The organism is Rhodococcus sp. 14-2470-1a (assembly GCF_002259425.1).
In the GTDB taxonomy this organism is placed as follows: domain Bacteria; phylum Actinomycetota; class Actinomycetes; order Mycobacteriales; family Mycobacteriaceae; genus Rhodococcoides; species Rhodococcoides fascians_E.
In genome coordinates this window covers 27,115-49,890 of record NZ_NPFZ01000009.1, presented here as the reverse complement: position 1 = coordinate 49,890, position 22,776 = coordinate 27,115, and the positions used below count along the sequence as shown (strand labels likewise).

Sequence of the window (22,776 nt, the reverse complement as noted above, 5' to 3'; positions counted from 1 at the left end):
CCATTCACGCGCGGGAGCGCAGCCGGCGGAGTGACCCATTCACGCGCGGGAGCGCAGCCGGCGGAGTGACCCATTCACGCGCCGGAGCGCAGCCGGCGAAGTGACCCCATCAGCACACGGACAGCGCTGTCCGAGCACGTGCACCTCCCATTTTCACGGGCGTCGACAAATTGATACGCGACACCCGTCGATCCCCCATGCATCGACGAAGGAGACACTCGTAGTGAAACACTCCCATCGCCTACCTTTCGGGCTCAAGTGGTCCATCCCGCTTCTCGCGGGCGCGCTCGCGCTGAGTGCGTGCTCCGACGGTGGGTCCGCAGGATCCGACGCGGCCAGCACCGGCGAAATCATCGTCGTGACTCCCGACCAGGCGTCGAACGTCGTCCGTGACTACGGCTACACCGCGGGTACGGACAACCAGGACGTCACGAACAACATGCACGCGCAGCTCATCCGCAAACCGTACGTGGAAGAGGACGGCTCGGACGCTCTGGTGCAGGACTACTACAACTTCGAGCCGTACTTGGCCGAGAGTTACGACGTCAGCGAGGATCAACTCGTCTACACCTTCAAGCTGAAGCAAGGTGTGTCGAGCCAACAAGGTAACGAACTCGACGCCGACGACGTGCTGTGGTCCTTCGAGCGCAAGTTCGCGACTCCGGGTGGCGGTATGGCCGGTTACTTCAAGCCGATGCTGACCGACCCGGTCACTCAGATTCAGAAAATCGACGACTACACGGTCAGTTTCACCGTGGAGAAAGCGGGCTACGGCCTGACGTTGCTGGCTAACCTGGCCGAGAACATCGGATCGATCTACGACAGCAACTATCTCATCGAGAACGCCACTCCCGACGATCCTTACGCCGTGCAGTGGGGTGCCGAGGACATGATGCGCGGCAATTTCGGTTACGGCGCTTACATGTTGGAGTCGGTGACTCCGGGCCAGGAGATCGTCATGAAGGCGAACCCCGACTTCGTCCTCGGCGAGCCCGAGGTGAAGCGGATGATTCGACGAGTAGTCGCCGATCCTGCAACGCGCGCCAACATGGTCACCCGCGGGGACGCCGATGTTGCGCTCGCGCTGCGTTCCTCGGACCAGGCAACGCTCGAGGGAAACGAGGCGGTCACGGTACCGACGACCACCTCGAACCAGTACCTGCTGTACGCGATGAACACCACCACTGCCCCATTCGACGACGTGCGGGTGCGCCAGGCCATGGCCTACGCGATCCCCTACGACCAGATCATGTCCGACGTCTTCTTCGACCGCGCGTACAAGTACAACCACGTTCTGGACGACAAAGCGCCCAACTGGGATGGATCCGCCCTACCGCAGTACGACGGTGATCCGGAACGTGCGAAGCAGATGCTCGCGGAGGCCGGCATGCCGGACGGCTTCGCGTTCACGCTCAGCGTCAACAACCAGCTCCCCGCTGCGCAGGACACTGCAATTCAGATTCAGTCGTACGCTGCCGAAGCCGGCATCGACGTCACCATCTCCGAAGTTCCTGCGGCTCAACTCAACGCTGAGCAGCTCGACGGGAAGATCCAGGCCAGCCTCTCGATCGGCGCATCGGTGACCATGACCCCGCCGTACTCGCTGCAGTTGCTCACTCAGCCGGGTGGTGGCTCGAACACCGCACTGTGGAACGATCCCGAATTCCTGGGTCTCGTCGATCAGGGACTGAATGCAGGCGACGCTCTGAGCCCGGAGGCCGGGGAGTACTGGAACGCGGCAGAGCTTCGTATGACCGAGCAGGCGCCGTACATCTTCATTGCTCGTGTGCGCCCGTCGGTGGCCTTGGAGGCAGGCATCGACGGCTTCGTTCAACGCACCGATTTCCGTATCGACTACTCGAACCTGTCGTTCTCGCAGTAGCTCCGCCCGTTCGGTCGGTGGTCATATCCCGCCAACCGACCGAACTGCGTGCGAGAACGCAGAAGATACGCGGCGAAATCGGGCGGCTACCAACCGCGCCGCTTCTCGAAACATCCCCGCGGTGAAGTCGACTCACACACCGGCAGAAACGAACGGACTATGACAGACAAAAGATTTCATCTCGGCTGGTTCGGCAGCTTCGTCCCGGCCGCCTGGAACACCACTTTCGAAGGCACCGACAGCGAAGACTGGTTGAACGGCGACTTCTACGTCGACTTCGCCCGTACGCTCGAGCGCGCATGCTTCGATTTCCTTCTGCTCGAGGACTCGTCGATGGTCTCGGACACCTACGGCGGGAGCTCGGAGGCGACACTCCGCACGGGTGGATGGGCTCCGAAGGGTGACCCCATGGCTCTTGCGCCGCTCCTGACGCGTGCGACGGAGCGATTGGGAATCTCCATCACGGCGTCCACGTCGTTCTATCCTCCTTACCTGCTGGCTCGGTCGATCGCGTCGCTCGATCATCTCTCGTCGGGGCGTATCGCGTGGAATGTCGTCACCTCCAGCGAGGATCGCGCCGCGCAGAACTTCGGAATGGACACACTTCCGCCCCACGACGAGAGATATGCCCGCGCCGACGAATACGTCGGACTGGTCGAACAACTCTGGGATTCCTGGGATGCCGACGCGGTGGTGATGGACCGCGCGACATCCACCTACGTGGACCACACCAAGGTCCACACCGTCGACTTCCGGGGCAAGTACTACTCGTCCCGCGGCCCCCTCAACACCCTCCCGTCCCCCCAGGGCCGTCCGGTGATCACGCAAGCAGGCGGCTCCCCCGCCGGCCGCGATTTCGCGGCCAAGCACGCCGACATGGTCATGGCGCTGCCCAAGGGCGTTCCCGCGATGAAGGAGTACCGCGCCGACATCCGGAGGCGCATGGTCGAACACGGACGCGACCCGGATTCGGCGAAGGTGATGTACGTCGTCTCACCGATTCTCGGCGAGACACATCAGGATGCTCTCGACCGCAAGGAGCGCAAAGCCGACGCGGTGCGCGCCAATCCGATGGGTCCGCTCATCGGATGGTCGGCGAGCATGGAGATCGACTTCTCCACGTTCGATCTCGACAAACCACTTCCCGAGGACGTCCACACGAACGGTCACCAGTCCACGCTGGAGAACTTCCGCAAGTGGGCAGACGGACGGACACTCCGCGAAGCATGCGTCGCCTACCGCACCGAATCCATGGAGCTGGTCGGCACTCCCGACGAGGTGGCCGAGCAGATGGGCGAGGCCATGGACGAGATCGGCGGTGACGGATTCCTCATCTGGAGCCAACCCCACAACCGACGCTACATAGGAGAAATCGCCGACGGACTGGTTCCCGCCCTGCAACGACGTGGACTGATGCGAACCGAGTACACGGGCGAACACCTTCGCGATCATCTTCTCGAATTCTGACTCGACACGTCTCGATCACTGGAGAACAACATGACTGCCAACAAGTTTCACCTGGGCTGGTTCCTCGGCGCCGGGTTCGGTGTCCAATCCTGGAACCAGCCGTGGTCCGGTACCGGTGCCACCGACTGGATGATGCCCGATCAGTACGTCGACCTTGCACACTCGCTCGAACGCGCGTGTTTCGACTTCCTGATCATGGAGGATTCCGTGCAGGTCTCCGACACCTACAAGGGGTCGATGGAGTACTACCTCGCGACGGCATCTGCCGCGCCCAAACACGATCCCGCTGCACTCGCGGCAATCCTCTCCTACACCACCAAGCACCTCGGCATCGTGCCGACGCTCACCACGACGTTCTACCACCCGTACACCGTCGCCCGTTTGATGTCGACGCTCGATCACATCGCGGAGGGTCGCATCGGCTGGAACATCGTGACCGGCAGCAACACCCGTGCAGCACAGAACTACGGCTTCGACATGCCCGAGCACGATCTTCGGTACGACATGGCCGACGAATTCGTCGAACTGACTCGCAAGCTGTGGGACTCGTGGCAGGAGGGCGCGGTGGTGGCCGACACCGCGCCAGGTGGCATCTACGCCGACCACGAGAAAGTGAACCGGATCGACTTCGAGGGCAAGTTCTACAAGTCCCGAGGACCGCTCAACACCGTTCCCAGCCCACAGCGACGACCGGTGTTCCTGCAGGCAGGAGGCTCGGACAAAGGCAAGGAGTTCGCCGCCAAACACGCCGATGCCATCATCTCCAACCCGCACGGCACCGACAAGATGCGCCGCTACCGCGAGGACATTCGCCAGGGCGCCGCCGAAGCCGGGCGTAACCCCGATGACGTCAAGGTCATGTATCTGATCTCGCCGATCCTGGGTGAGACGACTGCCGAGGCCAAGGCAAAGCACCAGCGACGCCAGGACGCAGCATCGCGCAACATCGATGGCCTGCTGGCCGGCCGGTCTCATCTGTCCGGTATCGACCTCAGCCAGTTCGACCTCGATGCACCGTTGCCTGCGGACCTCGAAAGCAACGGCCACCGAAGCAGTTTCGCCGAGTTCAAGGGAGACGGGACACAGACCCTGCGCGAGCGGATCACCAGCCACAGTGCAATCGACACGCTCGAATTCGTCGGCACCCCGGACGATGTCGCCGACATGATGGACGGCGTGATGCAGGACGTCGGTGGCGACGGGTTCCTCATTGCCGGGGCGCCGATGAACCGCAGATACGTCGCCGAGATCACCGACGGGCTCGTCCCCGCACTCAAGCGTCGCGGGTTGACCCGTACCTCCTATGAGCACAAGCACTTCCGCGACAACCTTCGCGCATTCTGATCTGTCGATCGCATACACGTAAGAAAGAGGACACATGTTCCACTTGGGTTGGTTTCTGAGCTGGCAGGTACAGTCGTGGAACCAGATGTGGTCGGGTGAGGGCGGTACCGAATGGAACCACCCCGAACTCTACATCGACATGACGCGGGCACTCGAACGTGCAGGCTTCGACTACATCATGTTCGAGGACGGCTCGTTCGTACCGGACTCGTTCGGCGGCAACGCTAAATGGTGGTTGGCCAACGCACGGTCGGTCCCGAAGCAGGATCCGCACTCCCTGCTCCCCATCCTCAGCCAGTTCACAGAGCACCTGGGGCTCATCGGCACGATGACGACGTCCTTCCATCCGCCCTACATGGCAGCTCGCACGGCTGCGACGCTCGATCATCTCAGCCACGGCCGAGCAGGCATCAACCTCGTCACCTCGCACAACGTGCGCACCGCGCAGAATTTCGGGTTCGAGGAGATGTTCGAGCACGACCACCGGTACGAGATGGCGGACGAGTGGATCGATCTTGTCAAGCAGCTGTGGGCATCGTGGGAGCCGGACTCCGTGCGCCTCGACCGTGAGGCCGGAGTGTTCGCAGATTTCGAGAAGGTCCACGCCATCGACTTCAAGGGCACGTATCACTCGTCTCGTGGACCGCTGAACACGACGCCGACGCCGCAAGGCCGTCCGGTGATCTGCCAAGCCGGTGGCTCTCCGGCGGGACGCGGATTCGCCGCCAAGCACGCCGAAACCATCTTGGCTCAGGTCGAAAACGTCGAGGCGATGAAGACGTACCGTGACGACGTTCGCGCACGAATGGTCGCTGAGGGCCGAGATCCCGACTCGTGCAAGATCATGTTCATCGTCAGTCCCGTTCTCGGTGAGACCCAGCGCGAGGCCGAGGACAAGCACGAACGCATCCTCGCCGGCTTCCGCAACGACATCGACGTCAACCTCGCCTCGATGTCCTACGCCAGCGGAATCGACTTCTCGAAATTCGATCTGGACGCGCCGATTCCTTCGGTGGAGACCAACGCAGGCCGCGGCACGATGGCGTTGATTGGAGCGAACACGACCGGAATGACTCTGCGCGAGGCAGCGAGCTCGGACATCCGCAAGTCAGTAGACCTGATCGGGACGGCCGACGCCGTGGCCGAGCAGATGGGTGAGATCGCAGCGGAGGTCGGCGGGGACGGATTCTTGATCGCCGGCAGTGTGCACCGCAGGTACATCAGCGAGATCACCGACGGCCTGGCGCCCGAGCTGCGCAAGCGAGGCTTGATCCGCGACGGCTACGCGCACGAGTTGTTCCGCGACAACCTGATGGACTTCTGATCGACGCTGCAGGGGCGTACACGCCGGTGGATGCGCGGCCACCGTCGCGCCCCGACAACTATCCGTGGCGAGTGCTGTCCGTCACCGGGCTAGGCATGAGCATCACCTTCGTCTCGGTGAGCATGCTGCCGGTGGCCTTGCCGGACATGAGCGCAGGCTTGAACGCCTCTGCAGCGCAGACCGATTGGTTCATGCTCGCGTATCTGCTGACGACCGCCGTCTTCATTCTGGTTCTGGGAAAGGTAGCCGACATCCTCGGCCGACGGCCGGTCTACCTTGCGGGCCTCGCACTGCTGACGGTCAGTGGTGCGGTGATCTCACTGTCGAGCGATCCAGCTCTGGTGATCGCGTTACGGGTCGTGCAGGGCGTCGGCGCTGCCGCGGTGATCACCAACACCACCGCGCTGCTGGTCGAGGCCTTCGCGCCAGCGCAACTGGCGATCGGAATCGGTTGGAACATCACGATCATGTCGCTCGCCGTTTCGATCGGCCCGCTCCTGGGCGGTGTTCTGACCGAAACGTCAGGGTGGCGCGGCGTCTTCGGAGTCGTCGTACCCCTCGGAGTGCTCGGGACGGTCTGGGCCGCGATCACATTGCGCCGGACCGATCGGCCACCCCGCGTCGCGAGGTTCGACTACGCCGGTGCGGTGGGATCGATGGTTGTGCTCGGATGCCTCGTCTACGGGGTGAACCGTGGTGGCAGTGTCGGGTTCGGTTCGGTGCACGCGTTGTTCCCCTTGGCCGTGGTCGTCCTGGGCCTTCCCTTGTTCTGGTGGTGGGAACGGCGCACCGTCGACCCGATCGTCGATCCCGCCTTGCTGACCAGCCGCTTCCGCGGCTGCGCCTACAGCGCGTCGTTTCTCGTCACCATCGCCGAGGGTGCAGTGGCGGTGACGATGTCCCTGTACCTCCAGAGTGTCGAAGGACGGAGTCCGATCGAGGCAGGACTGCAGATCACGGCACTGGCGGTCGGCACGACGATGATGTCGCCGATCGCCGGTCGGCTGGCGACTCGCGTACGGACGCGAGTGCTGACCACGGCCTCCACGCTCGGCACGGCCGCCGTACTCACGGTGTTGGCTCTGCACATCGGCGGACCTGCAGCGGATGTGCCTGTCGTCGTCGTACTCTTCGCGCTCGGACTGACCGGTGCGATCTTCAAGACCGCAAATGCTGCGGCAATCAACGTCGGCGTACCGCCCAACCGATCCGGCATGGCGAACGGGCTCCGTGTATCGCTGGACAACACGGCGGTGACGGTCAGCACTGCGCTTGCGTTGGTCCTGGCCGTGTCGGCATTGCCTCCTGCGCTCCGCGAACTCGTCTACTCCGGGGACGCCCTCATGCTGCCGGCATCGGAAACAAGCTCCCTGACAACAGGGTTCGTCGTAGCAATCGCAATGATGGCGGGCAGCGCCCTCGCCGCCAGTGTTCCGTCGACACTGCGCGGAGTCCGAGACGACGAAGCGTCGGAAATCCGGAGAGTCCGTCGCCTTTCATCCGAACGACAATCGAGAACAAGGAGTACACGGCAATGACCAAATTTCATCTGGGGTGGTTCACCAACTTCTCCAATCCGCCGTGGAACACCACGTGGGCCGGCGACGAGGGCAAGACGTGGGCGAACGGTGAGCTGCACGTCGACTTCGCGCGAGCACTCGAGCGGGCCTGCTTCGACTACATCATGCTCGAGGATTCGTCGATGGTCTCGGATGCTTTCGAGAACTCGTCCCGCGTCGACCTGAAGTACGGCCTCTACGCCCCCAAACACGACCCGGTCACGCTGGTGCCGGTGCTGACGGCCGCGACCAAGCACATCGGAGTCATCGCAACCTGCTCCACATCCTTCTACCCACCGTGGCTGCTCGCTCGCCGCTTCTCGACGCTCGACCACGTCAGCAAGGGCCGTGTCGGCTGGAACGTCGTCACCTCCAGCGAAGATCGTGCTGCGCAGAACTACGGTATGGACAAGCTGGCCGAGCACGACCAACGATACGAACGCGCGGACGAATTCGTCGATCTGGTCCAGCAACTCTGGGCATCGTGGGAGGACGACGCGATGGTGCTCGACCGCGAGAGCGGCACGTACGTCGATCACACCAAGGTGCACGTCACCAATTTCCGTGGCAAGTTTCACGCCTCGCGCGGCCCCCTGAACCTTCCGAAGTCCCCGCAAGGTGAACCGGTGATCTGCCAAGCCGGCGGCTCACCGCGCGGCCGGGAGTTCGCCGCGCGCAACGCCGAGACCATTCTGAGCGCGGCCAAGGATCCTGTCGCGATGAAGGCGTTCCGGGACGACATCCGGATGCGAATGGAGAAGGCAGGACGCGATCCTGACAGCTGCAAGATCATGTTCATCACCCAACCCGTGCTTGCCGATACCGACGCCGACGCGAGGGCGAAGGTCGAACGAATGACTGCGGACGTCGACTCACGTATCGAATCCGCACTCGGTCACATCTCGGCCCTCACCGAAATCGACCTCTCGAGTTACGAACTGGACGAGGAGTTTCCCGAACTGTCCACCAACGGACATCGAACGACGTTGGGCGACTTCCTCTCCTACGGAAATACGCCGCGCAAGGCTGCTCTCGGATGGTCGATGAAGAATGTGCACTACGTGGGAACGCCCGACTCGGTCGCCGAGCAGATGGGCGAGACGATGGACTTCGTCGGAGGCGACGGCTTCCTCATCACGGGCAGCATCGGACGACGCTACGTCGGCGAGATCACCGAGGGGTTGGTGCCTGCACTGCAGCGACGCGGCCTCGTACGCACGAAGTACGAGCACGCGCACTTCCGTGACAACCTCCTGTCGTTCTGATGTGCTTCCCTCGACGCGATTCGGTCGTGCCGGGCCCGGTGTACGCATTGGCGTTCGTCAACGTGTGTATCGGGCTCGGGTACGGCGTCGTCGCACCGGTCATCCCCGTGTTCGCACGGGACTTCGGTGTCAGCGACCTCGCTGCATCGTCCGTGGTCAGCATCTACGCGTTCACTCGCGTGCTGGCCTCGTTCGGTGCGAGCCGCATCCTGCTCCGCTTCGACGAGCGGACGGTACTCACGATCGGCCTGCTCCTCGCTGCGGCATCGTCACTGGCTGCGGCCTTCGCACCCACGTTCCTGGCTCTGCTGTTGCTCCGAGCGGTCGGGGGAATCGGGACGGCGATGTTCACCGTATCGGGGCAGCAACTGCTGTTCCGTTACAGCACAGCAGAGAGCGGAGGGCGTACGGCGTCGGTGTTCCAGTCGGGTTTCCTGATCGGCGGGGTACTCGGTCCGGTTATCGGGGGTGCCGTCGCCCTGGTATCACTGCGAGCCCCCTTCCTGACGCACGCGATCACCCTGATCGTCGGAGTTGCAGTGGTGTGGCTGGCGTTCCGATCCAGCGACCGCAAGGACGCGGCAGCCGGCGTCGAGCACGACCTGTCCACGCGACCCGAGCGGATGAGTCTGCTGGACGCGCTTCGTCATCCAGGCTTTCGCGCGGCGATCTCGTCCAACTTCGCCAACGGGTGGATAGGCAACGGCGTTCGCTTCACTCTCGTTCCACTGTTCGTCGCAACCGTCATCGGTGGGAGCCCGTTCGTCTCGGGGTTGGTCCTGGTCGTCGGCGCGATCGTACAGATCGTCGTGGTCAAACCCGCCGGGATCCTCGTCGACCGATGGGGGCGTCGCCCGATGCTGGCCGCAGGATCGGCCTTGATCTTGCTCGGCATCGTTCTGCTCGCTGTCTTCCCGACCCTGTTGGTGCTCGTCTCGACCATGATCCTGTGGGGTATCGGCGGAACATTCGCAATGGTGGCGAGTGCTGCAACGGTAGGAGACGTACTGCACGGGCGGGGAGGAACGCCGATCGCCGTGTACCAGGTGACCTTCGACGTCGGAACCATGCTCGGCCCACTCGTCGCCGGTGCAGTGGCCGCGCAGACCTCCTACTCCCTGGCATTCACCGCAAGCGTTCCCGTGGCAATACTGGCCGTTCTGCTTGCGCTCCGGCCATGGCGAACCAACGGAACGGCGACCCCGGATTCCAAGGTGGTCGTCACCGACGAATCCGCGACCTCGGCGTCGTCCATCAGATCTTTACCGACCAAGGAACATCGCGAGCACCGCTCGAGAAATGAGGAGAGATGTCAACACCGTTCACCCTCGGCTGGTTCACCAACTATCTCGTCCCGGACTGGACGGGCCCGTGGGCAGGAACCGGCGGAACGGACTGGGCAGACGGATCTTTCGCTGTCGACATCGTGCGGAAGTTCGAGCGAGCGGGAATCGACTTCGTGATGCTCGAGGACTCGACCGCGCTCACCGACATCTACGGGGGCACGTTCGAATCCGAACTCAAGTGGACACCGAGGGCACCCAAGCATGATCCGATGGCTCTGGCATCGAGACTCGCGTACGAGACCGACGACATCGGCATCGTCGTCACCGCATCGACGAGCTTCTATCCCCCATTTCTGCTGACACGGTTGCTCTCCACCCTCGATCACCTCAGTCACGGCCGAATCGGCTGGAATATCGTCACCTCGACCGGCGACCGAGCGGCTCAGAACTTCGGCCACGACACCCTCCCTGGCCACGACGAACGATACGAGATCGCCGAGGAGTTCGTCGACGTGGCCAACGCCCTGTGGGCGTCCTGGGACGGCGACGCCGCGTCGCCGATTCACCCTGGCTTGGAGTCCTACGTCGATCACACCAAAGTTCGCACCATCGACCACGCCGGTAAGCACTTCAAGGTTCGCGGTCCGCTGAACACACTGCCGAGTCCTCAGGGCAAACCCGTCATCTGTCAGGCGGGAGCGTCCCCGTCGGGCATCGATCTGGCTGCCCGTGTCGCCGATCTCGTGGTGTCCGCGCCGAAGGGCCGCGCTGCGATGCGTACGTATCGAGACACGATTCGCTCGCGCGCAGCTGGTTTCGGCCGAAATCCGGACGATGTCAAGGTTCTGTACATGGTGACGCCCATCCTGGGCGAGACCGAGAAGGACGCACGCCGTCGCGCGGAGCGTTACTACGAGCCCACCGACGCCGCGATTGCGCGGCGTCTGATCATGCTGTCCGGCGACATCGACTTCTCTCAGTTCGACGTCGACCAGCCGATTCCGGACGATCTGCACACCGAGGGGAGCACCAGCATCTTGGAGAATCTACGTACCTGGGCGGCAGGACGGACCATCCGCGAGACTGTCGCGGCAGAACGAACAGAGTCGCTCAGGCTCGTCGGGACGCCTGCATCGGTAGCCGACGAAATGGAAAGCGTCATCGAGGAGGTCGGTGGTGACGGGTTCCTGTTCTTCGGCGGTGGTGGCGGTGTGCTGAACCGGCGATACGTCGACGACGTGTGCGACGGATTGATGCCAGAGCTTCGTCGCCGCGGCGTCGCGGGCACCGGGTTCCGAGGCCAGAGCCTCCGTGAGCACCTGGCAGGTGCGCGATGAGCACGCCGCGGATGCACCTCGGTTGGTTCACCAGCTTCCGTCCTCCGGTGTGGACATCGCATTGGACCGGGTCCGACGCCGATTCCTGGGCGGACGGACGCTTCCATGTGGAGATGGCGCGGGCTCTCGAACGCGCGGGCTTCGATTACCTGATGCTTGAGGACTCATCGATGGTGTCCGACATCTACGGTGGGACAACCGAGTTCGACCTCGCCAAGGCTCAGTACGCGCCCAAACACGATCCGGTAGCCCTCGTTCCGATGCTCGCAGCCGCGACCTCCCGGCTCGGGATCGTCGCGACGATGTCGACAAGTTTCTATCCCCCGTATCTGCTCGCGCGCACCGTCTCGACGCTGGATCACATGTCGCACGGACGAGTCGGGTGGAACGTGGTGACCTCCAGCGAGGATCGCGCTGCGCAGAACTTCGGAATGGACGCCCTGCCACCGCACGACGAACGATACGAGCGCGCGGAGGAGTTCGTCGAAGCAGTCGACGCGTTGTGGAAGTCGTGGGAACCGGACGCGGTGGTACTGGACCGCGAGTCGGGTACGTACGCGGACCACACCAAGGTCCACGATGCGAACTACGTCGGAAAGTTTCATCGCACGCGGGGGCCGCTGAACACGCTCCCGATGCCGCAGGGGCGTCCGGTGATATGCCAGGCAGGCGGTTCACCCCGTGGACGCGCGTTCGCGGCACGCAACGCGGACACCATCATCTGTCAGGCTCAAGGCATCGAGGCGATGAAGGCCTACCGCGACGACGTACGAACGATGGCATCCGACGCCGGTCGCGATCCCGACTCGATCAAGATCATGTACATCGTTTCTCCGGTCCTGGGTGAAACCGATGCCGAGGCAGCCGAGCTCGATGCTCGGTCCAGGGAAGCAACCGACGGCCGAGTGCACGCGGCATTGGCGCACCTGTCGGCTGTGACGGGCAACGATCTGTCGACCATGGACATCGACGCTCCCCCGCCGCCGTTGTCCACCAACGGTCACCGCACCACGTTGGCGGATTTTCTCGCCGGATCCGGAGGCAGCAAGTTCAACGAGGACGGCTCCGAGAAGACGCTCCGGCAACTCGCGGCGACGTGGTCGATCACGTCGGTCCCCCTGGTCGGAACTCCGGAGACAGTGGCCGAACGAATGGAAGAGGTGATCGACGCTGTCGGGGGTGACGGTTTCCTGATGACCGGAAGGCTCGGTCGGCGTTACTACACCGAGGTCACCGACGGGCTCGTGCCAGCGCTGCGGCGTCGAGGATTGGTGCGTGACGGCTACGCGCACAGGCACTTCCGAAGCAACCTGCTGGACTTCTGACCCACGTCTCGAAAGCCGCTGTCCTACTGGACAGCAACGGAGCCGGCACCAGTGCCGGCTCCGTTGCTGTCGATCACAGGTGCGGAGACATTCCGTGTTGGTCGGCGGATCCGATTATCGCCACGCGATCGGCACGAAAGTGTGTGAAGCTCAGCTCTGCCGGGCGTCCCTCGGAGTCTCTGGTGATCAGTTCCCGCAACAGCACCGGCGCACCGACCTGCATGTCCAGCAGCTCCGCCGCACGTTCCTGGCATGAGATCGCCTCCACAACCGAACTGCTGCCGCCGTAGACGGTGCCGAAGATCCGATTGTGCGCCACAGCTATCGGCGGGTACTCGGAATGGTTGCTCTCGATACGGGTGATGAATTCTTCGATCTCGAAATCGGTGATGCAGTATCCAACGCGGAGATACAACGGGTTGCCCCCCATCCGCCCCACCTGCTCGAGCAACACCACAGTGTCCACCTCGGCGCCGATGAAGTTCTGCAGTACCGCAGGCGCGGCAATCCTGCGGCATTCGAGTGTATCCACGGTCAGTCGGCCTTCGTCCGGCATTCCAGCCCAGGCACGCGGGCCGACCTCTCCATCGCGGACCGCAACGATGTCGTGAGCGACAGACGTCCCAGCTCGACGGGCACGGAGCACCACACCATCGTCGGCCAGCATCTGCAATGCCTTGCGCACCGCGTTTCGGGTCGCCCCGAGCGTGTCGATCAAATGCTGCTCCGACAGGGTCTCGTCGTGCGGCATCGTTCCGCGACGAATTCCTGAACGAATCAGCTCGTAGACGCGGCGCGGCGACGTGACGAACTTCTCCTGACGTGCAGCTTGGGCACGCAGATACCGTGCGCGCTGCTCGTCCGCCTGGCGACGGCGATGCGCTGCGACGATGCCGAACTCGTTGTCGAAAAAGGGACGGGTCATGCTGTCGAGGCCTTTCGGTGATAAACGTTCGCACGCAGAATCGAACGACAGGGAGACGGGTTGGCCGCGACGATGAGATCAACCGGTTCGACGAGTCTATCGGAATGGGGCCGCAGTGCCGCTGGTCATCCAGCGGCACATGAACGCACGAGTATGTGCGATTTCCCAGGTCAGCACAGCATCAAGCGACCGATTCGGTCCGCGTAATACGTTGTTTACCAACGGGATCGGTCTGGGAAACACCCCTGATGAAGCATTACCGACGTAATCGACCTCTTCGGACGCCTCGGTGGGAGCATGAATGACGACAACAGCGGAACGCTCGATTTCCTCGAACACGGTGCAGGACCGAGTAATCGACGCGGTTGACACGTCCACGTCGAGCAATTCTGTACTCAGCATCAAGAATCTTTCTGTGACATACGGCACGGGGACGTCGGCCGTCGCCGCGGTGAAGGACGTCTCGTTCGACATCGCTCCCGGTGAGCGGGTTGCCCTGGTCGGCGAGTCGGGTTCGGGGAAGTCGACACTGGCCATGACGATCGCCGGGCTGATCGGCGCATCGAGTGGCGCGTCCGTCGTGTCGGACACCCTCGAATTCGAGGGTGTGCCGCAACAGCCGAGTACGAGGCGCAGCGTTCCGAGCCGGACCGACGGTATCGCCATGGTGTTCCAGGATGCGATGACCGCTCTCGATCCTGTGTGGACCATCGGCGGCCAGTTCAGCCACGTTCTCGCCGGGGCAGGTGTCACCGGTCGTCGCGCACGTGCAGATGTCACCGCGCATTGGCTCGACAAGGTCGGTCTGCACGACGTCGGCCGAGTGATGCGCAGTCGTCCCTACGAGCTGTCCGGAGGAATGAGGCAGCGGGTCATGACGGCGCTGGCGCTGTGCGGGTCACCCAGGCTCCTGATCGCCGACGAACCAACCAGCGCGCTCGACGCGTCACTTGCGCGCGGAACGATGGAGTTGTTGCAGGATCTCACGCGCGAGGAGGGAACAGCGCTCCTGGTCGTCAGCCACGACATCAAACTCTGCTTGGAATTCTCCGACACGATGCTCGTGATGTACCGAGGAGAGCTCGTCGAGCAGAAACCGGCGACCACCATCGTCTCGGGCGCTACCCACCCCTACACGAAGGGACTTCTCGGGTGCGTGCCTACGTTGGCAAACCGGTCGGCGTCACGGTTACCCGTACTCGGGGACTTCGTCACGAACTGATCCACGCCCTGACCTCGTGCCGAGAACACAACGCCGACGGACAGCTCATGTGCGGCCGACCTTCATCGCACGTCGAGCGGCCGGGTGCAGGCGGCTGCCGAGCGTCCGATGGAACTCGTCCGCCCTTGCCGGGTCTGCGCGCTTCACTTCCCGCAACGCAGTTCCGAGCGCGGTGTGGACGAACACTTCCGGGTCGTCGATCAGGGTTTCCAGAATGCGCAATGGATCGTCGAGTTCGCCGTTTCGGATCAGCCAGTAACAGGCGACGATCGACGTCCGCCGTTCCCACAGGTTGGCCGAGCCGGCGAGGACGTGCAGAGGCTCCTTCGGCCTGTCGAGCAGATACTCTCCGACCACGCGCGGCGCAGCTCGATCCACCAGATCCCATGTATCGATGTGCGCATGCTCGTCCAGGTACAGCTCGTACAAGTCCGTCCGCTCGGTATCGGCCGCACTGCCTTTCCGTGCACGTGCGTCGAGAATGCTGACCCCGACCATGCGAACCTCGAACCAGTTGGACTGCACGAGTTCTCGGACCGTGCCCAAGTCCAGCCGCCAGTTCGCCTTCGCCAGACCGAAGACCGATCCCATGCGAACCCCGATGATCTGGTTCCGATCGACACGACGGGCAATCAGATCCACCTGGTCCGGACTCGACAGAGCACGAAGCTCCTGTTCGATCCTCTCCACGTCACCCATTTCGTTCACTCCCTACAGCGTGCAGCCACTTGTCCCGTGCTGGTACCGACCGGCACCGACGGCAGAACTCATCGGTGAACGAGGAAGTGCTCGTGTTGCTTGGATCAGCGCGCGCGTGCCAGACGATCGCCGGCCATGCCGCGGTGCATGACCCGGTTCCCGACGACGCCGGTGTGATCGGCTTTGTGCATGACGCATCGGTTGTCCCAGATGACGACGTCGTCAGGGGACCAGGAATGGCGCAGGACGTTGTCCTCACGGGTCGAGTGGTCGACGAGGCGCCTGATGAGGTGCGACGCTTCGTCGGCCGTCGACCCGGACACGGCAGTACAACGCGCGGGAGCGGTGAGGTACAGCGCTGTGCGACCTGTCACCGGGTGCTCGAGAACCAGTGGATGCTCGGCTGATCCTTCGATGCCGTCGAGTCCGGTGACGGTGTGGGTGACGGTCGCGTGTTCGACGAGTTTCTTGTCCTCGGCGGTGAGTGTGTCGTAGGCGCGATACTGGTTGCTGAACAGTGTCTGCCCACCGTCCCTCGGTACTTCGACCGCTCGAAGAGCGGTGTACGCCGGTGGGACGGGGATGTAGGTAGTGTCGACGTGAAAGGTCGATTTCGGCGGGGTTGTTCGCCCGACGTTGGTGATGACATTGAGGTCCGGGTATCCCTCGACGGGCGTCTCGCCTTCGGTGAACATCAAGTCCCCGAGGCTTTCGAGGAAGGCCGCGAATTCGTCGTTCCCGACATGCTGGCCCGGCAGTACGGCGGCGCCGTGCTCGGCGAGCAGGTGCCGTAGAGCATCGACGTCCGAGGGGCCGAGTGGGCCGACCGCAACGTCGGTGACGCGCACTCCCAGAGGGTGCAGAACTTCACTGTTCACGATCGGACCCTTTCTCTGTCGAGTTCGCGCAGCGACAGCTCGAACAGTTCGGTCACCGAGATCCCTGCTTCGCGAGCCATGACCGCAACGACGCTGCCCGGCGAGTAGGAGCAATACAGCCCGGCTTCCAGAAACCAGGGATTGCCGTCGGGATCGATGCGGAAATCGAACAATCCGTAGTGTCGACAACCGAGAGCGCGATAGGCGACACGGGCAGCCGCCCATACCTTTTCCGTGATCGGGTCGTCGACGTCGACGATCCAGGCCTTGCTCGAATCCTTGGCGACCAGGTACAGGTCACCCTCGTCGGTGCGGTTCAGCTTGTCCGCGGAACTTCGAATCGGGTTCGACCCACCGACTGCGTACTCCTCCAGCGGCAGACACATCAATTCACCGTCACGAGAGAGGATTCCACAGCGGACCTCCCGGCCGAGCGGAACGTACGTTTCCACCAGAGCACCGTCCGAGTGACCCAGCGCAGCACGAACGGCATCATCGAGACCTCCGGCATCCCTGACCAACTCGACACCTACCGAGTTGTCGGCGTCCACCGGTTTGACGACCACCGGGAACGGCACCGTGGTGCTTCCGGCCGATCGGAGGACTTCACCGCGCGGTACCGCAACGCCTGCCGCCTCCACGATCGCTCGCGCGACGTCCTTGTCCGCGGTCATGGCCATTGTCTCCGGTCGATTGCCGAGAACCGGGATGGACAGCAAGTCGAACATCGCTCGGTAGCTGGTCATTCCGGGTCGGCAGAACATCTGTGGAACGACGACGTCGATGCCTGCTGTGTTCACCCACTCCATTGTTTGCCCGACGGTCCTCACCTCGGCCTGATTCAGCGCGTCGAGACGATCGACGATCTGCCAGTGACCGCCCGGTGTCACGACGGCGATGTGAACGCGGTAGTCGGGATTACCGTCGATCGCGTTCAGAAATCCCTGAGCGTAGACCGTGGAGAGATCGACGTGGAACTGGTCGACGGGCGAGCCCGCCAGTACGAGCACAGTCGTCGGCATCAGTCTCCTCCCTGCTCGACGAGTTTTCCGATGTTGAAGTCGATTCGAGACCAACTGCGCCCGGACACTGCGTTCTTCACCAGCAGGACCGGAATCTGTAGGTGGTGAACGAGCAAGTACGGGAGTGGATCCCACCGCGCGAAGATGGCGTCTGTCCCCTCCACGATGGCGCGAAGCCGGTGCCGACGATTCGGCTCGGTCAGCAATCGCCACACCTCGTGGTAGGTCCATAACGTCGGCTTGGATTCGCGCGTCGGAAGCACTGCCGACTCGACTCGTTCCAGATATCCCTGGGCCAGCAAGTCCTGGTCGTAGAACATCGTGATCGCGGAGTGCGTGCGCGGGTTGCACTCGATCGCGTACACCCGGCCGTCCGCGGCCTGGATGAAATCGAAGGACAGCTGCCCGGTGACACCGAGTTCGCCGACGAAAGTCTCGACCCAGGACCGGATGTCGGGCACGTCGACCATTTCGTAATTCACCTGGAACGCGGATGATGTGCAGCACGCGTACACGGTGAGATTCCCGTCGCGGGCGGTGCCGTGGGTGCAGTACTCCTGTCCCGAGATGAATTCCTGCAGGATCCACGCGTTGCTCTCGGAGATGTCCAGGGTGCGTGCGAATTCGATGTTTCGCTGCGGTGTCGCGCTCGACAGACGCGTCAAATCCATTCTGCCGACGGGGTTGTACGCGATCTGTTTCAGGATGTATTCGCGCCCGGGAGGAAAGTCGAACGAGGCGATGTCGTCGACCGACGTGATGCGCCTCCAATCCGGCACCGACAGACCCATAGACGCGGCTGCCTCCGAGAAGGTGGACTTGTCGTCCAACATGCGCACAGTCTCGGGGTCGGCGTGCACCACCTCGCAGAGATCGCCGAGCAGCGCCGCAGCATCGGCGTCCGGCACGCTGGAGGCAGGGCTCGCGACCGGGACGAAGACGTCGACTTGCTCACGAAGCACCACATCTCGCAGGGCGCGCGCATACCCGGGGTCCGTCGGTTCGGGAACACAGTGGAACGCGTCCACCGCGCGCGAGAACCGGTGGCCGGTGAACCGATACTTCGACGACTCGACGAGGACCACACGATGGCCCGCGCGGTGGAAAGCGCGCGCCAAGCTCAGAGCCTTGGTCATTTTTCCACCGCTCACCATGACCGTGCGTCCCGACGTCGGGGCGGCGACGCGACGCTGATCGAGCAGCGCGAACGCCACGACGATCAGATCGATGGGGAGGGTGACCGTCAGCGCACCGAGTGCACCGACCGTGCGAGCCAAGGCTCTGAACTGCATGGTGGGCTAAGCCTCCACTCGTCGTATCAACGTGACACCGTCGCGTAGCGGAAGGAGAACCTGCTCGACGCGCGAATCCTCGGTCACGAAGGTGTTGAACGCGTCGACGGCGTCGCCGTTGACGGTCCGGTGCGCCGGGTCCGCATAGGGAGTGCCCTGAAGCAGCGTGTTGTCGACTGCGATCACCGCCCCCGGTGCCAGTAGATCGGTGTCCAGAAGACGACGGTAGTACTCGAGATATCCGGTCTTGTCCGCGTCGATGAACACCAGATCGAACTGAGCCGACTCTGCTGCAAGTCTGCCGAGGGTGTCCAGTGCCGGCCCTACCTCGACCGATATCCGGTGACCGACCGGCGACGACGAAAAGCACTCACGTGCGAAGTCCGCAACGAACCGGTCGACCTCGCACGCGACCACCGTGCCGCCGTCGGGCAACGCCTCCGCCATGGCCAGCGCGGAGTATCCGGTGAACATACCGATCTCCAGGACCCGTCGAGCGCCGGTCGTGTGCACCAGGAACTTGAGCACCTGACCTTCGACGTGCCCGGACAGCATCTCCTGCTCCAACGGACCGGATCCGGACACCACTGTCCGGGAATCCCAGTCCATTCCCTGCGTACGCCGGGAAAGGTCCTGGAGAGCGGGCGATTCGGGAGTGGTGTGCGTGTCGAGGTACGGATCGAGACCGTCTGCCAGGTCCCGGGCGCGACGCAACCGCTGTGCGAAGTCCTCGCCGGTCTCTCCGCTGTCGTAGGCCCGGGCGAGTTCGCGCAGCTCCCTGCCCAGGATCGTCGTCGGTGTCACCGGTCGAGAGGTACGCAGAACCCCATCAGTCATCGGAACCACCGGTGAACATGGCGATTCCCTCTCCCCCACGGTCGAAATCGAGGCAGACCTTCTTGTGCAAGGCCAAGGCGTCCGCCAGCTCGTCGGTGGTCAGGTCGTTGAGGAATCGACACGATCCGATGGGATCGGGAACCGCAGCGCGCAGGATGCCGTCCCTGGTCTTCAGGATCGACGCGGTGGCCGCGGTCAGCAGCTCGGGCGTCAGATGATCGCTGTCCAACGCCAGACCAAGCCGGTTCATGACGCCCAGGATGCGATCTCTGTCGGCCGTCGAGATCAGACCTCGCTGCTCGGCGACGGTGGTGGACAACGCCATGTCGATGTTGATCGCGTGCCCGTGGAAGAAAGGCTGGGGAGGCGTCAGTTCCAGCGTCGGGCTCCAGGTGTGGCCGAAGGCGATGACACGGTCCAGTTCGATCTCGTGCAGGTTGGGCGCCTCGAGCTCGAGCATCGTCTCGATCGCCTGATAGGTCAGGCGATGTGCGATGTCGCGCATCTCCGGCGTACCGCCCGAGTGCCCGAACTTCGTTGCCAACAATTCGGGTCCGTGCTCGTCGAGCATGTCGAAGATGGTCTGGTTGCCGACCACCGAGATCTTGATCAATTCGGCCATGCCGTTGCGGATCTGGTCCTCGGGCAAGGTCGCGAGGAACGAGAAGTCCAGCAAAACCTTCTGCGACGCATGGTAAGCGCCGAGGCGATTCTTGTGCTTGTTGTAGTTGACGGCGACCTTGATGGACACGCTCGCGTCGATCAGGCCGATCAGCGTGGTGGGTATGCGGATGTACGGGGTGTTGCGTCGATAACTGGCGCACGCGAACCCGGCAACGTCGGTGGTGAGGCCACCTCCGACCACGAGCACGGGTTCGGTGCGGACCAGTCCGAACGCATCGAATTCGCCCACGATGCGCTCGAAGGTCTCGAGCGACTTGGCGGTCTCGGCAATGGTGACCGGTACGACGGTCAGCGCGATGCCATGGTGATCGAAATACGCCTGGGCGCGGTCGCCGTACAGCGAACGAACAGCCTCGTCCACGACCATCAGGCACCGACCGTACGGCTGATAGCTCTCGGCCAGTTCGGTATTGGTGACATCGAAGACGCCATCGACGTAGACCAGATCGTATTCGATCCGCTCGTACCCTTCGACGTGAAACGCCCGGTCGGATGCCGTCACGCTAGCTTGCATGTTGCTCATCGGGATGTCCTTTCGTTCTCGCGTCGAACGTTCACGCGCGGCCCTTGGCCCACTGAGCGAGCTGGTCGGGTTCGAGCCGATCGACAGTCTTCAAAGCAGCCGAGAAGTCTCCGCCGACGGTGTTCGCGTTCGGGAAAGCGATGCATCGGATGGACGCCGCCGTCGCCGACTCGACTCCACCGACGTTGTCCTCTATGGCAATACAATCGTCTGCCTTCTCGCCGAGACCGTCGATGGCGAACCGGTACACCTCGGGGTCGGGCTTGACCTCGGACACGGAGGTTTTGTCCACGACGATGTCGAAGGACTCGGTGCCGAGTTTCTCGAATGCATTCAGCAGCGCGCTGACATTTTCCGTGGATGTGGTCGTGACGAGGCCGAGCTTGTACCCGTGCTCTCGCGCGCCGGCTACGGTGTCGAGGACGCCTGGGCGGGGCTCGATACCTTCGGTTGCCAGAAGACGTTGAAAGATATCGGATTTGGTTGCGTGGACGGCGTCGGAATCGACTTGCTCTCCACGAGACGAGGCGAACTGGGCGATCCGTCCGGCGCCGCCGTTACTCGTCAGCATCGCCGAGTAGTCCTCGCGCGACCAGTTCCAATCCAGGTCGTGCGACGCGAACGCCTCGTTGAATGCTCGGCGCTGAAGTTCCGACGTGTCGGCCAGCGTGCTGATGGACCCGAAAAGAACTGCAGTCATGTAGGACTCCTAGCGAGATGTCATGTGCCGTAGTCGGTCTCGTTTCCCGTATTTGCACGGGGCGTTCGGATGAAGCCGGCATCGGACTTGTATCGATCGCCGACCAACTTCGTTCTTCCCCACCAACTGTGTCGACGCGGCATGTCGGACTCGTCCCTACGTATGTCACAGATGTATAACGAAAAGTAACGGAACGATAACGCCCATTGAAGCTGGGCATACGTAAGTCCGCGGCGGGTTGCCGCGATGATGTGGTCGCGCAGTACGCGGCCAGGTTCAGGATGAATGAACCTCGGCGTGGTGAGCCCAGATATCAGCCGGCTTCGACAGCGGCGAGCGCGTCCTCACGCGTCGAGTGAATGGCCATCACGGACCCCAGCCCGAGCAGTTCGAGAGGGCGACGAGTGGCGGTGCCGTCGGCGACCACGGTAATGGTGGTGAGCTCGCCCATTCGGTCGTGCGCTGCCGCCAGGACGGTCATTGCGCTCGATCCGAGAAATCCCACGCCGGTGAGATCGACGATCAGTGCTGCCGGTGTGGGCGTCAGCGCGGAGTCGATCTCCGACGCGAAGGACGGTGCGGTACCCAGGTCGATGTCGCCGGTGACGGCGACGACGACGGCGTTGCCGACGACCTCGCGTCCGATGTCGAAGCGAGCTGTGCTGTCTCGAGCGGGCACGTGTACTCCCTTGTGGCGATGAAGCGTGTCGGGTCTGAGGATGCGGGCACCGGGCTAGACCACGCGCGAACAAGCCTACAAGGAGGTGCCGACATCTACGTCCGAGTGGCGGCGATCGCCGCGAACGCTGCGGGGCGGTCGGCGACTGTCGTGATCACCCGATCCAGACCACTGAGCAGGATGGGTCGCTGCACAACCGCATGTGGGGCTACCAATACGCCCATGGCGCCGGACGGTAGCGAATCGACGGTACGAACCAGCACGCTGACTCCGCTCGAGGACAGAAAATGCACGTCGGTGAGATCGATCACGAGTCCGTGCACCGCCTGCGCAGCGACCGGATAGGCGCGGTCCGCCAACTTCGGCGCACCGACAAGATCCAGCTCGCCCGTGACGGCGAGCACCGTGACACCGTCCTGCTCGGACGATTCGACGGTCAATGCCTCGCCCGCAGGCTCGTTCACCATGACTCGACGCTACGCGTAGCGAGTTTCTGCACACGCTCTTCGGATTGCACGCACGCTCG

At 63.2% G+C, this 22,776-nt stretch carries 20 protein-coding genes; 10 read left to right on the top strand and 10 right to left on the bottom strand.

From position 1 onward, the window contains the following. The first annotated feature begins 223 nt into the window (after window positions 1-223). The 9 genes from CH292_RS04630 (at window position 224) to CH292_RS04590 (ending at window position 12,789) form a co-directional block, all read left to right on the top strand. Complete coding sequence (locus CH292_RS04630; protein ID WP_052059990.1) at window positions 224-1,882, top strand: ABC transporter substrate-binding protein; 1,659 nt, start codon at window positions 224-226, stop codon at window positions 1,880-1,882. A 159-nt stretch (window positions 1,883-2,041) separates the two neighbouring features. Next, window positions 2,042-3,349, top strand: a complete 1,308-nt coding sequence (locus CH292_RS04625; RefSeq protein WP_037144353.1) for an NtaA/DmoA family FMN-dependent monooxygenase — start codon at window positions 2,042-2,044, stop codon at window positions 3,347-3,349. Window positions 3,350-3,379: 30 nt separating this feature from the next. Further along, window positions 3,380-4,693, top strand: coding sequence for an NtaA/DmoA family FMN-dependent monooxygenase (locus CH292_RS04620; RefSeq protein ID WP_037144350.1), 1,314 nt, complete (start codon window positions 3,380-3,382; stop codon window positions 4,691-4,693). Window positions 4,694-4,727: 34 nt separating this feature from the next. Next, window positions 4,728-6,017, top strand: coding sequence for an NtaA/DmoA family FMN-dependent monooxygenase (locus CH292_RS04615; protein ID WP_020111269.1), 1,290 nt, complete (start codon window positions 4,728-4,730; stop codon window positions 6,015-6,017). A gap of 95 nt (window positions 6,018-6,112) precedes the next feature. Beyond that, window positions 6,113-7,555 carry an MFS transporter gene (locus tag CH292_RS04610; protein WP_143545722.1) on the top strand — a complete coding sequence of 481 codons (1,443 nt, stop codon included), beginning with the start codon at window positions 6,113-6,115 and terminating at the stop codon, window positions 7,553-7,555. Continuing rightward, complete coding sequence (locus CH292_RS04605) at window positions 7,552-8,841, top strand: NtaA/DmoA family FMN-dependent monooxygenase (RefSeq protein WP_094654085.1); 1,290 nt, start codon at window positions 7,552-7,554, stop codon at window positions 8,839-8,841. The genes CH292_RS04610 and CH292_RS04605 overlap by 4 nt, the downstream gene beginning before the upstream one ends. Next, window positions 8,841-10,304, top strand: a complete 1,464-nt coding sequence (locus CH292_RS29245; RefSeq protein WP_052068118.1) for an MFS transporter — start codon at window positions 8,841-8,843, stop codon at window positions 10,302-10,304. The genes CH292_RS04605 and CH292_RS29245 overlap by 1 nt, the downstream gene beginning before the upstream one ends. After that, window positions 10,268-11,464 (top strand): NtaA/DmoA family FMN-dependent monooxygenase, encoded by a 1,197-nt coding sequence (locus CH292_RS04595; protein ID WP_052061815.1) that lies wholly within the window; start codon window positions 10,268-10,270, stop codon window positions 11,462-11,464. Before CH292_RS29245 ends, CH292_RS04595 begins: the two co-directional genes overlap by 37 nt. Further along, window positions 11,461-12,789: an NtaA/DmoA family FMN-dependent monooxygenase gene (locus CH292_RS04590; protein ID WP_033189814.1), complete on the top strand. Its 1,329-nt coding sequence runs from the start codon at window positions 11,461-11,463 to the stop codon at window positions 12,787-12,789. Before CH292_RS04595 ends, CH292_RS04590 begins: the two co-directional genes overlap by 4 nt. Window positions 12,790-12,862: 73 nt before the next feature. Here the strand turns inward: CH292_RS04590 and CH292_RS04585 are convergent, their stop codons facing one another. Beyond that, complete coding sequence (locus CH292_RS04585) at window positions 12,863-13,714, bottom strand: GntR family transcriptional regulator (protein WP_094654084.1); 852 nt, start codon at window positions 13,712-13,714, stop codon at window positions 12,863-12,865. A 301-nt stretch (window positions 13,715-14,015) separates the two neighbouring features. Here CH292_RS04585 and CH292_RS04580 point away from each other — a divergent pair, with 301 nt between their 5' ends. Then, on the top strand, window positions 14,016-14,936 hold the full coding sequence (locus CH292_RS04580; protein ID WP_094654083.1) for an ABC transporter ATP-binding protein: 921 nt from the start codon (window positions 14,016-14,018) through the stop codon (window positions 14,934-14,936). A 45-nt stretch (window positions 14,937-14,981) separates the two neighbouring features. Here CH292_RS04580 and CH292_RS04575 read toward each other — a convergent pair whose 3' ends face one another. From CH292_RS04575 to CH292_RS04535, 9 genes are all read right to left on the bottom strand, one after another. Next, on the bottom strand, window positions 14,982-15,635 hold the full coding sequence (locus CH292_RS04575; RefSeq protein WP_094654082.1) for a DNA alkylation repair protein: 654 nt from the start codon (window positions 15,633-15,635) through the stop codon (window positions 14,982-14,984). 104 nt (window positions 15,636-15,739) lie between these two features. Further along, window positions 15,740-16,513, bottom strand: coding sequence for a TauD/TfdA family dioxygenase (locus tag CH292_RS04570; RefSeq protein ID WP_094654081.1), 774 nt, complete (start codon window positions 16,511-16,513; stop codon window positions 15,740-15,742). After that, window positions 16,510-17,535, bottom strand: a complete 1,026-nt coding sequence (locus CH292_RS04565) for a D-alanine--D-alanine ligase (protein WP_094654080.1) — start codon at window positions 17,533-17,535, stop codon at window positions 16,510-16,512. The genes CH292_RS04570 and CH292_RS04565 overlap by 4 nt, the downstream gene beginning before the upstream one ends. Continuing rightward, window positions 17,535-18,827 carry an ATP-grasp enzyme gene (locus CH292_RS04560; protein WP_094654079.1) on the bottom strand — a complete coding sequence of 431 codons (1,293 nt, stop codon included), beginning with the start codon at window positions 18,825-18,827 and terminating at the stop codon, window positions 17,535-17,537. The genes CH292_RS04565 and CH292_RS04560 overlap by 1 nt, the downstream gene beginning before the upstream one ends. Window positions 18,828-18,833: 6 nt before the next feature. Next, complete coding sequence (locus tag CH292_RS04555) at window positions 18,834-19,664, bottom strand: O-methyltransferase (protein WP_033189809.1); 831 nt, start codon at window positions 19,662-19,664, stop codon at window positions 18,834-18,836. After that, window positions 19,657-20,871, bottom strand: a complete 1,215-nt coding sequence (locus CH292_RS04550) for a sedoheptulose 7-phosphate cyclase (RefSeq protein WP_037144339.1) — start codon at window positions 20,869-20,871, stop codon at window positions 19,657-19,659. The genes CH292_RS04555 and CH292_RS04550 overlap by 8 nt, the downstream gene beginning before the upstream one ends. Window positions 20,872-20,902: 31 nt before the next feature. Next, window positions 20,903-21,571 carry an HAD family phosphatase gene (locus tag CH292_RS04545; RefSeq protein WP_033189807.1) on the bottom strand — a complete coding sequence of 223 codons (669 nt, stop codon included), beginning with the start codon at window positions 21,569-21,571 and terminating at the stop codon, window positions 20,903-20,905. Window positions 21,572-21,884: 313 nt separating this feature from the next. Then, window positions 21,885-22,250 (bottom strand): STAS domain-containing protein, encoded by a 366-nt coding sequence (locus CH292_RS04540; protein ID WP_019663382.1) that lies wholly within the window; start codon window positions 22,248-22,250, stop codon window positions 21,885-21,887. A gap of 95 nt (window positions 22,251-22,345) precedes the next feature. Then, window positions 22,346-22,717, bottom strand: coding sequence for an STAS domain-containing protein (locus CH292_RS04535; RefSeq protein WP_094654078.1), 372 nt, complete (start codon window positions 22,715-22,717; stop codon window positions 22,346-22,348). Between the last annotated feature and the right edge of the window lie 59 nt (window positions 22,718-22,776).

Coding starts and splice junctions, on each gene's coding strand:
- CH292_RS04625 (WP_037144353.1), top strand. CDS start 2,042: ATGACAGACAAAAGATTTCATCTCGGCTGGTTCGGCAGCTTCGTCCCG.
- CH292_RS04620 (WP_037144350.1), top strand. CDS start 3,380: ATGACTGCCAACAAGTTTCACCTGGGCTGGTTCCTCGGCGCCGGGTTC.
- CH292_RS04615 (WP_020111269.1), top strand. CDS start 4,728: ATGTTCCACTTGGGTTGGTTTCTGAGCTGGCAGGTACAGTCGTGGAAC.
- CH292_RS04610 (WP_143545722.1), top strand. CDS start 6,113: ATGAGCATCACCTTCGTCTCGGTGAGCATGCTGCCGGTGGCCTTGCCG.
- CH292_RS04605 (WP_094654085.1), top strand. CDS start 7,552: ATGACCAAATTTCATCTGGGGTGGTTCACCAACTTCTCCAATCCGCCG.
- CH292_RS29245 (WP_052068118.1), top strand. CDS start 8,841: ATGTGCTTCCCTCGACGCGATTCGGTCGTGCCGGGCCCGGTGTACGCA.
- CH292_RS04590 (WP_033189814.1), top strand. CDS start 11,461: ATGAGCACGCCGCGGATGCACCTCGGTTGGTTCACCAGCTTCCGTCCT.
- CH292_RS04585 (WP_094654084.1), bottom strand. CDS start 13,714: ATGACCCGTCCCTTTTTCGACAACGAGTTCGGCATCGTCGCAGCGCAT.
- CH292_RS04580 (WP_094654083.1), top strand. CDS start 14,016: ATGACGACAACAGCGGAACGCTCGATTTCCTCGAACACGGTGCAGGAC.
- CH292_RS04575 (WP_094654082.1), bottom strand. CDS start 15,635: ATGGGTGACGTGGAGAGGATCGAACAGGAGCTTCGTGCTCTGTCGAGT.
- CH292_RS04565 (WP_094654080.1), bottom strand. CDS start 17,535: ATGCCGACGACTGTGCTCGTACTGGCGGGCTCGCCCGTCGACCAGTTC.
- CH292_RS04560 (WP_094654079.1), bottom strand. CDS start 18,827: ATGCAGTTCAGAGCCTTGGCTCGCACGGTCGGTGCACTCGGTGCGCTG.
- CH292_RS04555 (WP_033189809.1), bottom strand. CDS start 19,664: ATGACTGATGGGGTTCTGCGTACCTCTCGACCGGTGACACCGACGACG.
- CH292_RS04550 (WP_037144339.1), bottom strand. CDS start 20,871: ATGAGCAACATGCAAGCTAGCGTGACGGCATCCGACCGGGCGTTTCAC.
- CH292_RS04545 (WP_033189807.1), bottom strand. CDS start 21,571: ATGACTGCAGTTCTTTTCGGGTCCATCAGCACGCTGGCCGACACGTCG.
- CH292_RS04535 (WP_094654078.1), bottom strand. CDS start 22,717: ATGGTGAACGAGCCTGCGGGCGAGGCATTGACCGTCGAATCGTCCGAG.